This is a genomic window from Saccharopolyspora shandongensis (genome assembly GCF_900106995.1).
GTDB lineage: Bacteria > Actinomycetota > Actinomycetes > Mycobacteriales > Pseudonocardiaceae > Saccharopolyspora > Saccharopolyspora shandongensis.
In genome coordinates this window covers 1-18,137 of the sequence record NZ_FNOK01000066.1, presented here as the reverse complement: position 1 = coordinate 18,137, position 18,137 = coordinate 1, and the positions used below count along the sequence as shown (strand labels likewise).

Below are 18,137 nucleotides of genomic sequence, written 5' to 3'. Positions count from 1 at the left end.
GGTGCGGGTAGCGGAACCTCAGAGGCTCCCTGGTCTGTGGGTGCCCCTCCTGATGTATGTCCAATACACGGCGGAGGGGCCGTCCTCGCCAGGAAGCCTCTGAGAACCCGCGGCGGTGCAAGTGTCGTAGGTGGGCTATGCGCCTGCGGCGCATGCGACACCCCATCGACGTGCACCTTTGGGGCCCGCGGCTGCGGGTTGACCAGGATGAAAAAGGCTCATTGCAGTTGAGGGCGCCGTGACCAACTTTGCTTGGGCACGGCGCCCTCACTCGTCATGACCATCACGTTCGTGTCACGGATTCGGCCCTGCGGAAGTTCTTCTGGTTGCCCTTATTTACCCAATTTGACGGTGTACGTGAGTTCACTGATTTTCCGGCTCGCTACAAGAGGAAACCTGGTCGTACAAGCAAGTGATCGAGCACAACCGCGGTACGTCACAGCGCCGCCGACGGGTCGCGCGGACAGCTCGCAGAATTGGACCAGGAGTGGTCATCATGGTGAATTCCACCGCCTCAAGCCGGGAGGACAAGGCACGCGCCAGCGAGTCGTACGGCCCCGCTCCCGACCCGCAATCCGTGGTCAATCAGCTCTACGGCGACTATTTCGCGGCTCTGCAGCTCTACGTCAGCCGGATTATCTCCGATCCGTACCAGGCCGAGGACATCGTCCAGGAGACGATGGTGCGCGCCTGGCGGCACGCCGACGCGCTCAGCCGTCCCGAACTCGGTTCGGCCTGGGGCTGGCTGAAAAAGGTAGCGCGGAACATCGCCATCGACAAGATCCGTGCTCGCCGGGCACGTCCCGACGAGGTCGAGGAGTCCGCGGGCGTCGGGGTCGGCATCCTGGGAGACCACTCGGACGACGTGCTCACATCGATGTCGGTGGCCAATGTGCTGCTAGAGCTCATCCCGGAACACCGCAGCGTGCTCTACGAAGTGTACTTCGCCGACCGGACTGCGGCCGGCGCAGCCGACGTCCTCGGAATTCCCGTAGGCACGGTCAAATCCCGCCTGCACTACGCACTCCGCAAGCTGAAGACATCGGTGGAGCCAACCGAACTCGTAGCATGAGCCTAGCGGGGGCGTGCTGGGCCCCATAGATGCTGTTTCCAAACTCGTCTTGCGTGGCGGTGCGAGTCGGAACCTCAGACGCCGTCGGGTCTCCGTCTCGGTAGCCGCGCGCCTTGGGCTGGCCGACAACCGGCAGCCGACCGCTTGCTGCGGCTGCTGCGGCTACTGGTATCGCTTGATGTCTTCTCCGGAGACGAGGTAACGGGCTATCGCTTGACCGAGCGGGAATCTGTTGCGTGCCACCGTAAATGGCTCGATGCGCCACATGTGTGACATCTACGGTCAGGAGTTCTACTCAGCGTGGGGTGCGCCGCGCTGCCCGCGATTGCTGAGGGGGTCCCTGCCTTCGAGCGTGCCTACGGCCAGTCGCTCGGCGAGTATCTGCGTACCTGCGAGGAGTTCCGCTCCGGCCTTCAGCACGTGATGAACGCAGGGAACGCCTTCCTGGACAAGGTACCGGTCCGGTTCGACTTCTCCTCAGCGCGCACGGTCGTCGACGTTGCCGGGGGAGCGGGCGACCTGCTGGCGAGTGTCCTGCGGCGATATCCGGTATTCGCGGTGTGCTGTTAGATCTACCGCACGTCCTCCCCTAGCCGAGAAGAACATTGCCGAGCGCTGTGGAGCGCGGGCGTGCGGATTCGTCGCGGGAGACATGTTCGAGTCCAGGACTGGCCGGATCTGCACTTGATGATGATGGTGGGAGGCCGACAGCGCACGGCGGCCGAGTACCGTCAGCTGCTGGACGCTGCGGGGCTGGTTTTGACCGCCCTCCGTGCCCTTCTGAACCACACAGCTTGCATGTTTGCCCCACTTGAGTGGCGCTGCCTTTGCTAACTGAGCAAGACTGCGACTGCTCGCCAACGTGTTCATCCTCTCATCCCCGAAGCCGCGTGATCCAGGACTGGCTCGACACGACTGTGTGAAGTCATCCGGTCACCACTACCTCGTTCTCCATGCCGCAAAGTTCGCGCCCCGTAAAGGAAAAGAGGTCCTCGGCAATGCAAGACGACCTAACGGAGCAGATACGGACTCTCAGCACCTGGCTTCGTGATACGGACAGTTTCACCGAAACCGTTGCCCACTGGCTGAACAGCCGGGTTGACTATGTCTCGTTGTGCCACGAGTACTGCCTCGTCACGCCCGAACATGCTGCGGCACTGGATGTTTCGGCAGGCAGCAAGGCGTTACACCGACGCGGTTATCTCGAACGGGAATCGACCGGCTTTCGGCAGCGGGTGGCCGAGGTACGAGCCGTCGTGGTCGAGGACCGGCTGCACCCGGAAGCCCGGCAATCGCTGGAGTCCAAGAAGGTCCCGCTCGGTAAGATCCTAAGCCGCCACGGGATGCGGCGGCACACCCATGACATCACCCGCGTCTCAACGGTCGATGCCAACGGCCGACAGGTATTGCGCGTGGCGGCGACGGTCACGATGGCCGGTGAGCTGGTCGCGGCCGTCGACGAGATCGTCTATCTCCAACTGTTCAAGCCCGGGCCGTCGCAATGCGACACCGCGGACGATGCCCCGGTCGTCGACAGACTGCCGAACGCCCGAAGGTCACAGGAATCGCCTATACCCCGGAGGCCGGCACATCGCGCGTGACCGAAGGACCTGGAGGATGACCCGCGCGTGGCCGACGTGGTGGACATGGGCGTCGGTTCCGACGAGCACACCGCCTAATGACCGAAACATTCCTTGCCTGGCCGGCCGATGAGCAGCAGAGGAGCCGCACACTATGCGACTGATTGTGGGCATGACAGGGGCAACGGGTGCGGTGTTCGGCGTCCGCCTGCTGGAGGCCCTGCGCGAGCTGCCCGAGGTGGAGACCCACTTGGTGCTCTCGAAGTGGGCGCGGCCCACTCTCGAGCTGGAGACTGGCCTGTCGGTGCGCGAAGTCACCGACCTCGCCGATGCCGCCCACAGCCCCGGAGACCAGGGGGCGTGCATTTCCTCCGGCTCCTTCCGCACCGACGGAATGATCATCGCGCCGTGCTCGATGAAGACCCTGGCCGGCATCCGGGCCGGCTACGCCGACGGGCTGATCGGCCGCGCCGCGGACGTGGTCCTCAAGGAACGCCGCAAGCTGGTGCTGGTCCCACGTGAGACCCCGCTGAGCGAAACCCACCTGGAGAACATGCTGGCGCTGACGCGCCTTGGAGCGCAGATGGTGCCACCCATGCCCGCCTTCTACAACCACCCGGAATCCGTGGACGACATCGTCGACCACATCACCGCGCGGGTGCTGGATCAGTTCGACCTGCCGACGCCGAACGCCCGGCGGTGGGTCGGCATCCGTGTGGCACGCGAGCAGCGTTCCCCGCAGAAGCTGCCCGCGCCGCGGTCCCTCGCTTTGAACGAACAAGGAGAGTCCCATGCCGTATGACGACCTGCGCAGCTTCCTGCAAACCCTCGAGAAAGAGGGCCAACTGCTGCGCATCGCCGACGAGGTGATGCCCGAACCCGACATCGCCGCGGCCGCCAACGCCGCCCCTCGCCTAGGCGCCGCCGCCCCGGCCCTGTACTTCGACAACGTCAAGGGCTTCACCAATGCCCGGATCGCGATGAACGTGCACGGCTCCTGGGCCAACCACGCCCTGGCGTTGGGCATGGATAAGAACAGCGGACCCAAGGACCAGGTGGACGAGTTCATCCGCCGCTGGGCGAACTTCCCGGTCAAGCCCGTGTACCGGGACAATCCGCCGTGGGCGCAGAACACGGTGGAAGGCGATGAGATCAACATCTTCGACGTCCTGCCGCTGATCCGCCTCAACGACGGGGACGGCGGTTTCTACATCGACAAAGCCGCGGTCGTCTCCAAGGACCCGGACGACCCGACCTCGACGGACAAGCAGAACGTCGGTATCTACCGGATCCAGGTCAAGGGCAGGCGCAAGCTCGCTCTCCAGCCCGTCCCCATGCACGACATCGCGCAGCACCTGCGCAAGGCCGAGGAACGCGGCGAGGACCTGCCGATCGCGATCACCCTGGGCAATGACCCGGTGATCTCCATCGTCGCCTCCACGCCGATGGAATACGACCAGAACGAGTACGAGCTGGCCGGCGCACTGCGCGGTGAACCCGCCCCGATCGCCCGCTCGCCGAAGAACAACCTGCCCGTGCCGTGGGGCAGCGAGATCGTCATCGAAGGCGTCATCGAGGGCCGCAAGCGTGAGATCGAGGGCCCGTTCGGCGAGTTCACCGGCCACTACTCCGGTGGGCGCAACATGACGGTGATCCGGATCGACAAGATCTCCTACCGCACCGACCCGGTCTTCGAGCATCTCTATCTCGGCATGCCATGGACCGAGATCGACTACCTGATGGCCGCCAACACCTGCGTGCCGCTCTACACGCAGCTCAAGAAGGATTTCCCCGAGGTCCAGGCGGTCAACGCGACCTACACCCACGGCCTGGTTGTGATCGTGTCCACCAAGAAGCGCTATGGCGGATTCGCCAAGGCTGTCGGCATGCGCGTGCTGACCACCCCGCACGGGCTCGGCTACGCCGCCACCGTGATCGTGGTGGACGAGGAAGTGGACCCCTTCAACCTGCCGCAGGTGATGTGGGCGCTGTCGACCAAGATGAATCCGGCCGGTGACCTGGTCGTCGTCCCGAAACTGCCGGTACTCGGACTGGCCCCGCAAGCCACCACACCGGGCATTGTGGACAAGCTGATCATCGACGCCACCACCCCCGTCGCGCCCGACACGCGCGGCAACTACGGCAACCAAGTCCTGGACCTGCCCGAGATGGGCGAGTGGCTCACCAAGCTCCAGTCGCTCGCCGCCCGCTGACCCACCAGTCGAAGGGACGACCTGCCATGGCCCCACAAGAAACCGTCTGCCCGCGCTGCGCCCACGAGACCGTCGACAAGCTCTACAGCTCGCCGGTCCCCGGCGTCTGGGACGTGCTGCAATGCCAGCAGTGCCTCTACACCTGGCGCACCAGCGAACCTGCCCGTCGCACCAGTCGCGACGCCTACCCCGACAGGTTCAAGATGACGCTCGAGGACATCAAGGCAGCCCGCGAGGTTCCCGCCATTCCTCCGCTGCGCTCCGCGTCCTGACGCCAGAGCCGTCACCATCCGCGGGAACCGGGTTCCCGCGGACCATTTCCTAGGAGGCTGCGAGATGACACCCGAGCCACATGACACCCTGATGTGGGAGGCCCGAACTCAGCCCGGACGCCGGGACGAACTGCTCGCCTGGGTGGAACAGACCGCGGTGCTCGCTCTGCTCGCCGAACCCGGCTGCCTCGACGCCAGTACCTACCTGGGCGGCGATGACCGGGTCGTGGTCATCGCTCACACCACCGGCACCGCGCCCCGCCTGCCGGACCCGCCCGACGAGCTGCTGCTACGCGCCGTACACCGATGGCCCTTCCGCAAACACGCCTTCTATCGCAAGTGACGACCCGGCAAAGTCGTTTGGCCCTGAGTAAAGGACGGGCACGGCTCTTGTTGATCAGGTGAGTGTCCAGGTCCCATGATCGCGTGAGAGAGGCCCGCGCCCTGGAAGCACTACTCACCCGGCACGGCTTTACCCAGCCGGTGTGTCAGCTGTGCGGTAAGGACCACCACTACGGCCACAGGTGGGAAGAACTGCGCAACTACGTCGAGATCGTGACCGTGCCGGACGCCGGCGACGAATTCCTGGTCTGCCGTGGCATGCCACGCTCCTGCCTGGACGGTGCTGCCCAGCAGCAGGTCCATCTGGACCGCGCCGCCGCCGAGCAGCTCGGGATACAACTGCCCCGGCCCACACTGCGCCTGATCGATTTGACAAGGACTGCCATGCACGTGGATTCCTTATGTGCCCAACCAGCCGGACCGATCTCACCGGGTGTCATCAAGAAAGTTGGCGAGTGGACGCTCGAACGTCTACCAGAAGCCACGAAACGGGCGTTGGATGACGACTCCGTGCCCTCCGCGTTCCTCGCCGAGATCGATTCGGTGGTGCTCACCGACCTCCCGGACGTGGTGGATCTCACCCAGGTGGAGGCTCGACGCCTCCTCGTTGATCTGGGTTTCTGCGGTAGCGCTGTCGCCAGGGTCGCGACGGAAAGCGGTCACGACGTCGCCCACCTGCTCGGCACGCTTGGTGTAGGTGCGCACCGACGCACTTTTCGCGACTACTACGCGGATCTCGCGACGCGATCGGGCGTGGGTCACCCACCACGGCAGACGTTCGTGTCCACGATCACCTGGAACGCACCAACGATCGAAGTCCGGGTGGACGATACCGTCGCCGCGACCTTGCCGAGCGTGTTCGACGACCAGCGGACAAGGACGTGGACCGGAACCTCTGATGAGGCAAGCCTGTGGCTCCTGTTCAAGAAGTGCGCCGGTCTCGGTGCGGTCGCCAACGTAGCACTCGCGCCCGTGGTCTTCGGCGACCTCCCGGTCGACTCCCCTGACGCGCCGGGCAGGCTCGCTGTGGCTACGGCGGCGATGGAGGAGATGCAGGATCAGATGCGGATCTTCAGCATGGCCGGCAACCGCGCCGGGGGTATGTCCGCGGACGTCTTCATATATGGAATCCGCCAGTTCGGTGTCCCCTGGGAGGACGGTGCAGAGGCGCCGAGCGGTCCCCACGAGGCCGAGTGGATCAAGCGGGACGTAATGCTCGGGCTCAGGAGCCCGAACTACCTCGCGGACGTTCGCCGCAGGTATCCGATGCTGCTGGAGCCGGACGTTCACGCCATCGAGAAGGCGATCGGACAACCGTCGCTGGCGGAAAAGTTACGCGAGGCATGGCGATCTGACCTGCGCGACGAGGTTGACGCGGCAACCAAGGCGAGGCTGGCCGCCACCACCTTGGCCGCCCGGTCGCTGTGGCGCGCGACCGGCCGGTGCTCGTCCGCACACCTCGGCTTGGCGCGGAAGTTCCTGTTCAGCCACCTCCGCAAGCAGGCACGCACGTCCACGCCCCCGACCGCGGTGTCCAACGATTCGGGCATCACCGGGATGACCGAGCAGGACGTCGTACGCCTGGCCGAGCAGCGTCTGCGCGGCGTGTTCGACGACATCCTCCGGCACGTCGACCCGAAAAGCTTGGTGGGGGCCGAAGCTGAACTCGGTCGGCGTCCGAGCCCCGCCTGTACCCTGGTCGTGCCCGGGATCGATGCCGGCCGAGTCCGAGATCTCCCAAACCGTCGATGCGGCGATCGGACGTCCGAGTCCGGCCAGTTCGCCTTGGATCCTTCTGTGCCCCCACCGCGGGTACGCGGGCCAGGCGAGGATCGTTGCGGGTTGGATGGGGAAGATGTCGTGCCAGCGGCGGCGGGGGAGTAGCGAGGACAGGGCGGCGAACCAGAAACGGTCCGTTAGCTTGTACCGGACTTGACCGGTGATTTGGCGGCGGAGGAACAAGGGAATCGGATACGAGATCGCGGCCGGGCTCGGCGCGCTGGGCTGGAGCGTGGGAATCGGGGCACGGGACGAGCAGCGCCGGGAGGATGCCGTGGCGAAGCTGCGCGCGGCCGGCGTCGACGCGTTCGGTGTGCTTCTCGACGTGACCGACGACGCGAGCGTTGCGGCCGCCGCTGCGCTGATCGAGGAGCGCGCTGGGCGGCTCGATGTGCTGGTCAACAACGCCTGCCCCGGCTACGTCGCGACCGATCTCAACGGTTTCCACGGAACCAGCACGCCCGCAGAAGGCGCCAAGATCGCCATTCGGCTCGCCACGCTGCCGGACGACGGCCCGACCGGAGGGCTGTTCGACGACACCGGGAATGTGCCCTGGTGAGACGCCCCACGAAAGTCTCTGGGCTGTGCGGGACCTGCGCGAGCGGCGACCGGAGGCGAGCCCGGAGGAACTCGCGGAGTTAGCGGGATTCCTTCAGAACCCTGGAATCCGCCGCAGCGAAACGGGGGTGCGTCCACAACGGACGCACCCCCGCACCATGCACCGGATCAGTACTTCGGCGGCGAGGCGGTCGCCGGTGACATGTCACAGCGAGTTTGTTACTTGTTTCGCGACGCGTTCGCCGGATCTGATCGCGCCGTCCATGTAGCCGTTCCAGATGGTCGCGGTTTCCGTGCCGGCCCAGTGGATGTGGCCGACAGGCGCGCGTAGTGCTTCACCGAGGTCGAGCCAGGTACCTGGTGTGAACACGCCTCCGTAGCCGCCGCGGGTCCATTCTTCTTCCAGCCAGTTCTTCTCGATGTATTCGAGCGGATCAGCGGCTTGTTCGCCGAAGTACCGGGTGAAACATTCGATCACGTCTCTGCGTCGCTGTGTCGCGGACATCTGATCGGCCTGGCGTCCTTGTTCACCTTCGATGAAGCCAAGCAGCACGCCCACATTCGCATCCGGCGGTGAATTGTCGAACGTGGTTCGCACGAGCCCCGTGTCGCTGGTCGCTTGTCCGGCCAGACCGGCGGCGCGCCAGAACGGGGTCGGATAGACGCATTGCACCTTGATCACGCTGCCCATCGGGATGCGTTGCGTCAGCTGGTCACGGGTTCCTGGCAGCGGAGGCGTGTACCGGATTCGGGCGGCTAGCGCGGGCGGTGCGGTCACGACACAGCGTTTGGCGCGCACGCTGAAGTTGTCGCCGTGCACACTGACGCCTGCGGGGTCCTGTTCGATTCTGGTTACAGGTGCGTTCAGGAGGACGCGGGGACCGAGTTCGCGTGCCATTTCAAGCGAGATGCGCTGCGATCCACCGACGATACGGGATTCCTGGGCTCCGTCGGAGGTGCGTACCAGCCGGTCGAGTCCGCCTGCAGAGGCGATGTAGAACAGCACGTGAAGCAGCGACACGTCACGAGGCTCGACCGAGAGAACCGCGTTGATCACCAGTGATATCAGCGATTTCGCGCCCGGCTGGGCAAGATGATGATTCATCCAGTCTTCAAAAGTCTGGCCGTCCAGGGTACGTGCGTCATCCGCGGTCCAGGGCGCGTCGAGTGGAACTTGCTGTGCCATCCTGTCGAGTTCCTGGATCGCGGCGGCGGCTTCTGCCGCGCCCACCGGGTCGCTGGGCGGAATCCGGTTCAGTCCGAGGTTCAGCGGATCCGCCGGGAACACGTGGCCGTACCGGGTCAGTTTCCCGTTGTGGTAGTCGGCGTAATCGCCGGCGTCGTAGGTCTTGAACGTTTCCAGGCCGAGCTGCTGGATGAGACCGAGCACCCGGTCCTGTGTCGGCCCCACCCACTGGCCGCCGACCTCCACGATCGTGCCCGGGTCGGCTCCCGGCGCTGTCACGGCCTGATTGACGGTACGGCCGCCGACGCGGTCGCGTGCTTCGACCACGAGTACCTCGCACCCCGCGGCGACCAGCTCGCGAGCGGCGGTAAGCCCTGCCAATCCCGCACCGACAACAACGACCTGGGTCTCGCTGCGCCCGGCGACGGGAGTCGACCCTGCGATGGCACGCGGCGCACCGGGCGCGATCAGCGCCCCGGTACCAGCCGCGGCCATACCGGACAGCAAACCACGACGTGTGAACCGATTCATGTCCTCTCCCGTACCGCTCGCCTGGGTTATGAACATCCGGCTGCCGGCAAGGTGACCGAGCCCCCGGATCCACATCGTGGTGGCCGCCGACTTGTTGTTGACAGTTGCACCAACTCGACCATGACGAGGTGCGACAGCGCCAGAGCTGATCAGGAGTCTTGCCTATGCGAGCCAGGACATGATGGGCAACCGGGCACGCGTCGCGCTTCCCCGGTTGCGGCGGCGCCGTCTCTCACGCCACGGTATTGCCGTCACGCCTGGCGCATACGGCCCGACGCTGCAGTGAGTCGGGTTGGCAACGTAGCACCGTTGCGCGGCTCATTGCCCTTGACGCAGGGGTGGACCAACACGGCGATTCGAGGAGACCGGCATGTCGCAACCCAAGTTCGTGCTGCTGACTGGCGCCTCTGGCGTGGTCGGTACGGCATTGCGCCCGGCGCTGGCTCACCACAGGGTTATCAGCCTGACTCATCGTGCCAAAATCGACTCCGAGTCGGTGATCGGCGATGTGACCCAACCGTTCCTGGGGCTCGATGAGCTCACATACCAGATGCTTGTGTCCAATGTGGATACCGTGGTGCACTGCGCGGCGAAGACCGACTTCGGCGCCGGAGCCGATGCCGCGCACCAGCTCAACGTCGTCGGCACGAAGCGAGTCCTGGAGTTCGCTGCTGCCGCGCAGGCCCGTGTCATCTACGTGAGCACCGCATTCGTGGCCCGTAGCAAACTCACCCGGTCGGCACAGGGATTGATGTCCGAGGGGGCGGTTCGCCCCGAAAATTACCTCGACTCCAAGCTAGAAGCCGAGGAGCTGCTTCGCGGCTCGGAAGTCCCAGTGGTGATCGCCCGCCCCTCGGTGGTGGTCGGTGATTCGGTGACCGGCGCCATGGCCAATTTCCAGGGCGTCCACATGGTCGCCGCAGGCATCCTCAGGAGCAGGTTTCCGCTTCTTCCGTTCGCAACTGAAGAGCTGGTGGACGTCATACCGCAGGACCTTCTCGCTGCAGGGCTGCGGGCGTTGGTGGACGCGGATGTGCGTGGCGGCGAGTACTGGTTGACCGCGGGGCCCCACGCGCTGACCTCCAGGCGGTTCGTCGACCAATGCGTGGCCGTGGCCGAGGAATCGGGCATCGATGTCACGCCGCCGCGGTTGGTATCGCCGGACATGGTGGATCGGTTGATCCGCCCGGTATTGGCCGATGTTCTTCCTCCGTCCGCACGCAAGCAGTTTGACGACCTGCTGGCCATGGCCGCTTTGTTCGCCGGTGCCGAGCCGTTCCCGACCTCCTTCGGCGCCCTTCCCGGTGACCCGGCAGCGTTGACGCTGCCCTCGGCAGAGTGGTTCGAGTCTGCCTTCCGCACGTCAGTGCGCTTTTTCGCCCATACCAAACGCCTTGTCCCCGCCGCAGCTGCCGGGGCGATGGTATGAGCGTTCATGGCATCCAGCACGCCGGTTCACGGCAGACGTCGGAACGCTACCGCCGCCACATCTCCCGTGGACGGGCCCGACTGGCCGACATGACCGGCGGACTGACGGAAGTGTCCTCGCGTGGCAGCCGAGTTGTCGACGCTGATGGAAAGACGTACCTCAACTGCGGCGGATACGGCGTGTTCCTCCTCGGCCATGCCCACCCGTCCGTGGTAGGGGCGGTGGTGGAACAGGTTCACCGGCACCCGCTGACCACACGGCTAATGCTGGAGCCCACGGTCGCCAGTGCTGCCGAAACGCTCGCCGGCGTCGCCCCGGACGGGATGGACTACGTGCATTTCGTCAACTCCGGAGCCGAGGCCACCGAGGCCGCGATCAAGCTGGCACGTGCCCATGGGCATGCGCACCTCATCTCCGCGGTCGGCGGCTACCACGGCAAGACCACGGGTGCGCTCAGCATCACCGCCCGGGAGCTCTACCAGGCTCCGTTTCGGCCGTTGCTGCCCTCCGTTGACCACGTTCCCTTCGGCGACGCACAGGCGCTGGAAGAGGTATTGGCCGCAGCACCACCGGCCTGCGTGGTGGTGGAACCGGTGCAGGGAGAGGGTGGTGTCGTTGTTCCGCCGCCCGGATACCTGCGCGATGTCGCGCAGCTGTGCCGGAAGTACGGGGCGTTGTTCGTCCTGGATGAGGTGCAGACCGGACTGGGCCGGCTTGGTCACTGGTGGGGCGCGGACAGGGAATCGGTCACCCCTGACATTCTACTGGTGGGCAAGAACCTTTCCGGGGGAGTCGTGCCCGTAGCGGCCATGGTCGCCACAGCAGAGGCGTATTCGCCGTTCAATCGCGACCCGTTCCTGCACACCTCGACATTCGCCGGGTCGCCGATCGCTGCTGCCGCCGCTGAGGCGGCGATCCGTGTGATCGTGGCGGAAAACCTCGTCACCAAGGCCAGCGAGTTGGGCGAGTACCTGCTCCAGGAGTTACGCCGAATCCTGTTGCACCACTGCGGTCACCTGATCACCGACGTGCGCGGGCTGGGTCTGCTGATCGGAGTGGAGCTGGTCAACGAGCAAGCCACGGGTGAACTGCTGATGGAACTGCTCGACCACGGAGTGCTCGTCAACCATTCACTGAACGCGCATCGGGTGCTGCGCTTCACCCCGCCGGCGGTCCTGACTTCCGAGGACGTTCACTGGCTTCTTGAGGCGGTTACCCGAGCCGCGGAAACCCTCGCGCGCCGATGCCCACCCAACGCTGTTGTGGAAGGAACCCCCTGATATGCCGACTGTTACGGTCGAGTCGCTTGTGCCCGCCGCCATGGGGGCCGACGCTGCCACTGTCTTCTCCGCGATCTGCGACGTCGAGCGCTTCGCCGATCAAACCGATGAGGTCCGCAGCGTCACCGTCACCGCAAGGCAAGACGGCACCCAGGATTCGGAATGGGCGGTCACGTTTCGCAACGGCATCCTGTGCTGGTCGGAACGAGACCGGATCGACCACTCCGCAAGGACTATCACGTTCCAGCAACTCGACGGAGACTTTGAACGCTTCGACGGCGAGTGGGCGGTTGACGAGTTCGGACCCGACACGATCGTCAGGTTCACCGCGCACTTCGATCTCGGTATGCCGAGCCTGGCGGCGATCATCGATCCGATCGCGGAGGAGGCATTGCGCGCAAGCATCCAAGCCATCCTTCGCGGCCTGCTCGGCGAAGAACTGGTCTTCCTCGACACCGCCTCCCACCCGGTCGCGTCCGATGCGGAAACGCCGTCGTGAGGTCGCCGTCTTTGCCGTATTCTCCGCGCTTCTCAGGTTTGACCACGGTTCGGGATCCGCTGTCTCGTTGCGCCCGGCCGAGCGAGCAGTCCGAGGAGGACGGTGCTGCGGCGATGCCGACCAACTAGCGCTGCCATGCGATGCGTTGCCGTTGGGGTTCCCGCGAGGGCCGATTTCGCGACGGCCGGCCCCCGCGGGATCTCCTCCTGTCGGGGGGGACGTGCGACAGAAGGAGGCAATCGGGCCACGTGCCACGAGCTGACCCGAGCAATACTGGCCGAGTTGCAGCAGTGGCAACAAGAGTTGTCCAGGCATCATCGTCGGCCATTTCGGGCAGCCATTTGGCAGATTCGGTCAAACCCGTCAAAGTGTGCGGCGTCGGGCGGTCCGCGAACGTCTTCATCCTGGGTTCGGTCTCGTGTGGTTCCTGGAGGTCCACGCTGGTCGTCGGTGGCAGCGGTCCAGACCAGAGCCGCCGAGGCGTCGCACTCACGGGTTCGCGTGCCGGACTGTACTTTCGTGCAGGGCAACGAGCACGAAAGTACCTAGTCTGGTTCGGCCACAATGCCCAAATTTATAGACTCTGAGTACCGGCTGGTCGTCGCGAACCGACGTCAGATATTGAGATGGTGTGGCACACATCCACTCCGCCTCACCGGCGCATGTTAAAAGCATGAAAACGCTCCATCGTCTCGTGCAGAAATCATTGAGCAACGGAGTTGGCCTGAATGACAGTCAGCGCTGTGATCGCGGGGTTGGGGGCATGGTTGCCTCCCGGGGTTGTCACGAATAACGATTTGTGTTCGAGGCTGGACACGTCCGAGGAGTGGATCGAGAGTCGCACGGGCATTGTGGAGCGTCGGGCTGTCTCGGGCGGTATGGCGACGCTGGACTTGGCGGTGGAGGCCGGCGGTCGTGCGCTGAAAGCAGCCGGGGTTTCCGGGGTCGATGCGGTCGTCGTCGCGACGACCTCACCAGATCGGATCTGTCCGGCCGGGGCGCCGGAGGTGGCGTCCAGGCTTGGGCTGGGACCCATCGCAGCTTACGACCTGACCTCTGCGTGCAGTGGCTTCGTCTATGGCCTTGCCACCTGCGCCGGACTCATTAGCGCCGGGATCGCAAAAAGCGTGCTTTTCATTGGTTCCGAAGCGTTCTCGACCTTCATCGACCCGGCGAATCGCACCACTGCACCTATCTTCGGCGATGGAGCCGGGGCGGTGGTGCTGCGTTGCGGAAGCCCGGAGGAGCCGGGCGCGATCGGACCGTTCGATCTGGGAAGCGATGGCGCGCAAGCCGATCTGCTGGCCATCAACGGTGGTGGCTCACGGCAGCGGTCCGCTACCGGGCTCGGTCATGGCGAGGTGCCGACCGAGGACTGGTATCTATCGATGGCCGGACGGGCGATCTATCAGCAGGCGATCGCCCGGATGACCGAATCGTCACTTGCCGTGCTCGATCGTGCCGGCTGGTCGGTGACGGAGGTGGATCGCTTCGTCGGACACCAGGCCAACATCCGCATCCTCAACTCCGTCGCCCAACGGTTGGGTATCGCTCCGGAGCGGGCTTTGATCAACATCGATCGAGTCGGAAACGCCCTGTCTGCGTCCATCCCGCTCGTCCTGGCCGGCGCCGCCGCCGGCGGCGAACTGCGCCCGGGGGACAGGGTGTTGATCACCGCATTCGGGGCAGGGCTGTCGTGGGGTTCCACAGTCTTGGTGTGGCCGGACATCTCGATAGACAGTCCACTGTGAATTTTTCAATCAAATCCATTAAGGAGACCGCGATGAGCGATTTGTACACCCGACTCGGCGAATTGCTGACGAGCACATTCGATGTCGAGACGCCGGATCTGAGGCCCGACGCCTCGCTCGACGACCTGGGCCTGGACTCATTGGCGCAGGTAGAACTGGGCGAATTGCTCGAGCAGCATTTCGGGGTTGAGGTCACCGATGCCGAGATGGAGAAAATGGCCACGTTGACCGACATCCTCGAAGCATTGGAGAAAAAGGGAGTGACCGTCTGATGTCCGGATTCGCGGTGGCGGTCACCGGCCTCGGGCTCATCACGCCGGCGGGGATCGGCGTGAAGGAGAACTGGAACCGAGTCGCCGAAGGTCATCCGACGGCGGCCACCGACCTTGAGTTGGCCGGGCTCCAGGTCGATTTCTCCTGCCGCGTACCGGGTTTCGATCCCGCCGCGAGTCTCGGCAAGCACAACGCCTGGCGGCTCGACCGCCACCAGCAGTTCGCCCTCGTAGCGGCGCGCGAAGCCGTTCGTGATGCGGGACTGTCCGAGGAGAACTGGGATGTCACCAGAGTGGGCGTTGTTCTCGGGACCGGCGCCGGCGGAACTTCGACCATGGAAGCGCAGCAGACCAAGTTGCTGGACAGCGGCGCAGCCAAGGTCTCGGCGATGACCCTTCCCATGGGTCTGTTGAACATGGCGGCCGGTCAACTGGCGATCGAGCTCGGGGTGCGCGGTCCGAATCTCACGATCTGCACCGCCTGTGCCTCCGGCACAAGCGCGATCGGCGTGGCGCGGGACCTGATCCGCTCCGGCGCGGCCGACATCGTGATCGCCGGGGCGACGGAAGCAGCGGTGACACCGCTGTTCGTCGCTGCCTTCAGCCGGATGCGAGCCCTGTCCAGGAAGAGCCACGATCCACGCTCCGCGTCCCGGCCCTTCGATGCGATGCGGGACGGATTCGTCATCGCCGAGGGCGCCGCGGTCCTGATTCTGGAAAGCGAGCGCCATGCGTTGGCCAGAGGCGCTCGGGTGCGCGGGCGGGTTATCGGCTACGGCGCGTCTGCCGATGGCCACCACGTGACGGCGCCCGATCCGGAGGGCAACGGGGCCGAACAGGCGCTTCGTAGTGCGTTGACCGACGCTGGTCTCACGGCGCGTGAGGTCCAGCACGTCAATGCCCACGGCACCTCCACGCCCCTCAACGATGTCGCCGAAGCCGCCACCATACGGCGGGTGCTCGGTGACCACGTCGCAGTCAGCTCCACCAAGGGCGTGACCGGGCACGCGCTCGGTGCCGGCGGGGCGATCGAAGCGGCATACGGGATCCTTTCCCTCCAACACGGGTGCATTCCTCCCACGGCCAACCTGGAAAACCCGGATCCGCAGATCGAACTCGACCTCGTATCCAAGACGGCACGCCCCTGCGCACTCGAGGTCGTGCTGAGCAACTCCTTCGGCTTCGGGGGGCAGAACGCCGTGCTCGCCCTCGCAGCCTCGTAAACCGGCCAGCTCGCGCGTCCGGTGCGTGAAAGGTACTGAGAATGACAAGCGTTACAACACAATACCTTCCGGCCGCTTCGGGAATCCCGCAGGCCGAGCCGGAAGTCCGGGAAGCAGCGGAGGACCTTGCCGCACTCGTCTACGACGGTAGGTTCGATAGTGTCCACGCCGATCTGCGAGCTGCGCTGGAAGATCCGGTGTTTGATCAGCGCCACGGCCTGGCGCCGCTGGAGGCAGGCCGGTTGTCCTACGAACGGGCCCGGTTCCTCCACGGTCGCCTCGGACCGGCGGCCGAGCTGATGCGCGATCAGCTCCGGATGTTCGCGATCGGCGAGTGGTCGTGCCTGATCGACACCACCACCCTTCCGATCCTGAACATCCACTACAACCTCTGCCTAGGGACGATCCTCCAGCACGGTGCAGGACGCGACGATCTCGCGGATTACATCGACGAACTGGGCAGCATGTCGTCGATCGGTCTGCTGATCGCCACCGAACTCGGCCATGGCAACAACATCGCGGCCCTGGAGACCGAGGCCGTCTACGACCACGCCAGTCGCGAGTTCGTGCTGAACACCCCGCACGCCCGCGCGCAGAAATTCATGCCGAACACGGGGATCTCCGACATCCCGAAGCTGGCAGTCGTGATGGCCCGGCTGAAGGTCGACGGGGCGGACTGTGGTGTTCTCCCGTTCATCGTCAGGATTTCCGACCACAACGGCCTGTGCGAAGGGGTGCACGTCACAAGGCTTCCGGAAAAACCGGGGTTCGCCCTGGACAACGCGGTGACGCGGTTCGACCACGTCCGGATTCCCCGCCGGAATTTGCTGACTGGAGACATGGGACAGCTTACCGACGATGGTGTGTTCCAAGGCGCCGTCGGTAGTAAGCGCAAGCAGGTCCTGCGCGCACTGGACCGGGTGACCCCGGGGCGTATCTGTCTGGCTGGTGCGCTCATCTCGGCGGGCCGCGCCAGCGTGTACATCGCCGTGCGGTACGCGGAGCAGCGTTTGACGGCTGCGCCCGGTCGCGGGGAAGTGCCGATCCTCGCCTACCGCAGTCAGCAGATCGCGCTGTTCAGCTCGCTCGCGCAGGTCTACGCAATGACTTTTCTCGTCAACCATGTCAAGACGGAATACCTGTCCCGCCACAGCGGGAACGAGGCCGAGGTCGACCAGTTGATCTCGATCGCCAAGGCACTGTCGAGTTGGGAGATGTCAAGGGTCATCCACGTCTGCCGTGAGCGGTGTGGTGCCCAGGGCATGTTCTCGGTCAACCGCATCGCGGATTACGTGCCGATGGCCCAAGGGGTGGTGACGGCTGAAGGCGACAACCTGCCACTTCTCGCCACCGTGGCCGCACAAATGCTCGCGCGCCGAGGCCGATCGGCAGGCAAGACGACACCATCCGATCCGGCAAGCAGCGACCTGCTGACAGGCACGTTCCAGCTCGACTTGCTGCAGTATCGGGAAGACAGCTTGCGGCGGGAAGCACGGCAGGCGATGACCGAGGAGACCCGCGGTGACGGAACGTTGTTCTCCGCCTGGAACCAGAACATGACTGCGGCCACATCCATGGCACGCACCCGTGGCGTGCGACTGGCACTGAAGGAATTCCTGACCGCCGTGGAAAACGCGGAAACCGAAGACGGCCGCACCGCCCTGCGGTTGCTGGCATGCCTCTACGGACTCCTCGAGGTCAACAGGGACAGCGGTTGGTATCTCGCGAGAAACGCGCTGACGGCCGAGCAGGTCGAACGACTCCCGCGCGAGATCGAATCGATGTGCGAGCAGATCCTTCCGCACTCCCGGCTGCTGGTCGACGGGTTCAAACTCACGCCAGAACTCCTGCGGGCACCGATCGCAGATGATGACTACATCACGGCTGTCAGCAGGTTGGTCGGTCACGGTCTCCCGGCTCCGCGCACCGCAAGCCGTTGACCTTCCCCACATCGGTGAGAGCTCGTGAGTCCGTTGAGGCATAGCACCCCAAAGGGACTCACGAGCCACTGACCCGCAGCAATCCGAGAGCCCCGAAAGACCACCTGACACCGAGCTTCCGGAGGATCCGATGACCGCAGTGGCCACCCGGCCGGAAACCGAGCAGGCGCAACGGGATCCGCGCGATCCCGACGTGCGGCTGGAGCAGCT

The 18,137-nt window shown here is 65.1% G+C and carries 17 protein-coding genes; 16 read left to right on the top strand and 1 reads right to left on the bottom strand.

What is annotated here, in order from left to right; genetic code table 11:
- The first annotated feature begins 496 nt into the window (after positions 1 to 496).
- The 9 genes from BLW84_RS39860 (at position 497) to BLW84_RS39815 (ending at position 7,817) form a co-directional block, all read left to right on the top strand.
- Positions 497 to 1,072: a sigma-70 family RNA polymerase sigma factor gene (locus BLW84_RS39860; RefSeq protein ID WP_093276742.1), complete on the top strand. Its 576-nt coding sequence runs from the start codon at positions 497 to 499 to the stop codon at positions 1,070 to 1,072.
- A gap of 300 nt (positions 1,073 to 1,372) precedes the next feature.
- Positions 1,373 to 1,642: a methyltransferase gene (locus BLW84_RS39855; protein ID WP_093276739.1), complete on the top strand. Its 270-nt coding sequence runs from the start codon at positions 1,373 to 1,375 to the stop codon at positions 1,640 to 1,642.
- Between the two features lie 428 nt (positions 1,643 to 2,070).
- Positions 2,071 to 2,673: a hypothetical protein gene (locus BLW84_RS39850; RefSeq protein WP_093276737.1), complete on the top strand. Its 603-nt coding sequence runs from the start codon at positions 2,071 to 2,073 to the stop codon at positions 2,671 to 2,673.
- Between the two features lie 133 nt (positions 2,674 to 2,806).
- Positions 2,807 to 3,454 carry a non-oxidative hydroxyarylic acid decarboxylases subunit B gene (locus tag BLW84_RS39845; RefSeq protein ID WP_093276735.1) on the top strand — a complete coding sequence of 216 codons (648 nt, stop codon included), beginning with the start codon at positions 2,807 to 2,809 and terminating at the stop codon, positions 3,452 to 3,454.
- Positions 3,444 to 4,865 (top strand): non-oxidative hydroxyarylic acid decarboxylases subunit C, encoded by a 1,422-nt coding sequence (locus tag BLW84_RS39840; RefSeq protein WP_093276732.1) that lies wholly within the window; start codon positions 3,444 to 3,446, stop codon positions 4,863 to 4,865. The genes BLW84_RS39845 and BLW84_RS39840 overlap by 11 nt, the downstream gene beginning before the upstream one ends.
- 26 nt (positions 4,866 to 4,891) lie before the next feature.
- Entirely contained in the window at positions 4,892 to 5,137 is a 246-nt protein-coding gene (locus tag BLW84_RS39835) for a non-oxidative hydroxyarylic acid decarboxylases subunit D (protein ID WP_093276730.1), read from the top strand.
- Positions 5,138 to 5,201: 64 nt separating this feature from the next.
- Positions 5,202 to 5,480, top strand: coding sequence for a hypothetical protein (locus tag BLW84_RS39830; protein WP_093276727.1), 279 nt, complete (start codon positions 5,202 to 5,204; stop codon positions 5,478 to 5,480).
- A 212-nt stretch (positions 5,481 to 5,692) separates the two neighbouring features.
- A complete protein-coding gene (locus BLW84_RS48060) occupies positions 5,693 to 7,363 on the top strand; it encodes a hypothetical protein (protein ID WP_177226953.1) in 1,671 nt (556 codons plus the stop codon).
- A gap of 55 nt (positions 7,364 to 7,418) precedes the next feature.
- Entirely contained in the window at positions 7,419 to 7,817 is a 399-nt protein-coding gene (locus BLW84_RS39815; protein ID WP_093276723.1) for an SDR family NAD(P)-dependent oxidoreductase, read from the top strand.
- Between the two features lie 204 nt (positions 7,818 to 8,021).
- Here the strand turns inward: BLW84_RS39815 and BLW84_RS39810 are convergent, their stop codons facing one another.
- Entirely contained in the window at positions 8,022 to 9,533 is a 1,512-nt protein-coding gene (locus BLW84_RS39810; RefSeq protein WP_093276721.1) for a flavin monoamine oxidase family protein, read from the bottom strand.
- Positions 9,534 to 9,903: 370 nt separating this feature from the next.
- Between BLW84_RS39810 and BLW84_RS39805 the strand changes: the two genes are divergently transcribed.
- The 7 genes from BLW84_RS39805 (at position 9,904) to BLW84_RS39775 (ending at position 17,927) form a co-directional block, all read left to right on the top strand.
- Positions 9,904 to 10,962, top strand: coding sequence for an SDR family oxidoreductase (locus tag BLW84_RS39805; protein ID WP_093276718.1), 1,059 nt, complete (start codon positions 9,904 to 9,906; stop codon positions 10,960 to 10,962).
- Positions 10,959 to 12,242: an aspartate aminotransferase family protein gene (locus BLW84_RS39800; RefSeq protein ID WP_093276716.1), complete on the top strand. Its 1,284-nt coding sequence runs from the start codon at positions 10,959 to 10,961 to the stop codon at positions 12,240 to 12,242. The genes BLW84_RS39805 and BLW84_RS39800 overlap by 4 nt, the downstream gene beginning before the upstream one ends.
- 1 nt (position 12,243) lies before the next feature.
- Positions 12,244 to 12,741: a type II toxin-antitoxin system RatA family toxin gene (locus BLW84_RS39795; RefSeq protein ID WP_093276712.1), complete on the top strand. Its 498-nt coding sequence runs from the start codon at positions 12,244 to 12,246 to the stop codon at positions 12,739 to 12,741.
- Between the two features lie 728 nt (positions 12,742 to 13,469).
- Positions 13,470 to 14,492: a beta-ketoacyl-ACP synthase III gene (locus BLW84_RS39790; protein WP_093276710.1), complete on the top strand. Its 1,023-nt coding sequence runs from the start codon at positions 13,470 to 13,472 to the stop codon at positions 14,490 to 14,492.
- A 32-nt stretch (positions 14,493 to 14,524) separates the two neighbouring features.
- On the top strand, positions 14,525 to 14,764 hold the full coding sequence (locus tag BLW84_RS39785) for an acyl carrier protein (RefSeq protein ID WP_093276707.1): 240 nt from the start codon (positions 14,525 to 14,527) through the stop codon (positions 14,762 to 14,764).
- Complete coding sequence (locus BLW84_RS39780) at positions 14,764 to 15,987, top strand: beta-ketoacyl-[acyl-carrier-protein] synthase family protein (RefSeq protein WP_093276705.1); 1,224 nt, start codon at positions 14,764 to 14,766, stop codon at positions 15,985 to 15,987. The genes BLW84_RS39785 and BLW84_RS39780 overlap by 1 nt, the downstream gene beginning before the upstream one ends.
- Before the next feature lie 41 nt (positions 15,988 to 16,028).
- Positions 16,029 to 17,927, top strand: a complete 1,899-nt coding sequence (locus BLW84_RS39775) for an acyl-CoA dehydrogenase family protein (RefSeq protein WP_093276702.1) — start codon at positions 16,029 to 16,031, stop codon at positions 17,925 to 17,927.
- The last annotated feature ends 210 nt before the right edge of the window (positions 17,928 to 18,137 follow it).

Coding starts and splice junctions, on each gene's coding strand:
- BLW84_RS39860 (WP_093276742.1), top strand. CDS start 497: ATGGTGAATTCCACCGCCTCAAGCCGGGAGGACAAGGCACGCGCCAGC.
- BLW84_RS39850 (WP_093276737.1), top strand. CDS start 2,071: ATGCAAGACGACCTAACGGAGCAGATACGGACTCTCAGCACCTGGCTT.
- BLW84_RS39845 (WP_093276735.1), top strand. CDS start 2,807: ATGCGACTGATTGTGGGCATGACAGGGGCAACGGGTGCGGTGTTCGGC.
- BLW84_RS39840 (WP_093276732.1), top strand. CDS start 3,444: ATGCCGTATGACGACCTGCGCAGCTTCCTGCAAACCCTCGAGAAAGAG.
- BLW84_RS39835 (WP_093276730.1), top strand. CDS start 4,892: ATGGCCCCACAAGAAACCGTCTGCCCGCGCTGCGCCCACGAGACCGTC.
- BLW84_RS39830 (WP_093276727.1), top strand. CDS start 5,202: ATGACACCCGAGCCACATGACACCCTGATGTGGGAGGCCCGAACTCAG.
- BLW84_RS39810 (WP_093276721.1), bottom strand. CDS start 9,533: ATGAATCGGTTCACACGTCGTGGTTTGCTGTCCGGTATGGCCGCGGCT.
- BLW84_RS39805 (WP_093276718.1), top strand. CDS start 9,904: ATGTCGCAACCCAAGTTCGTGCTGCTGACTGGCGCCTCTGGCGTGGTC.
- BLW84_RS39800 (WP_093276716.1), top strand. CDS start 10,959: ATGAGCGTTCATGGCATCCAGCACGCCGGTTCACGGCAGACGTCGGAA.
- BLW84_RS39795 (WP_093276712.1), top strand. CDS start 12,244: ATGCCGACTGTTACGGTCGAGTCGCTTGTGCCCGCCGCCATGGGGGCC.
- BLW84_RS39790 (WP_093276710.1), top strand. CDS start 13,470: ATGACAGTCAGCGCTGTGATCGCGGGGTTGGGGGCATGGTTGCCTCCC.
- BLW84_RS39785 (WP_093276707.1), top strand. CDS start 14,525: ATGAGCGATTTGTACACCCGACTCGGCGAATTGCTGACGAGCACATTC.
- BLW84_RS39780 (WP_093276705.1), top strand. CDS start 14,764: ATGTCCGGATTCGCGGTGGCGGTCACCGGCCTCGGGCTCATCACGCCG.
- BLW84_RS39775 (WP_093276702.1), top strand. CDS start 16,029: ATGACAAGCGTTACAACACAATACCTTCCGGCCGCTTCGGGAATCCCG.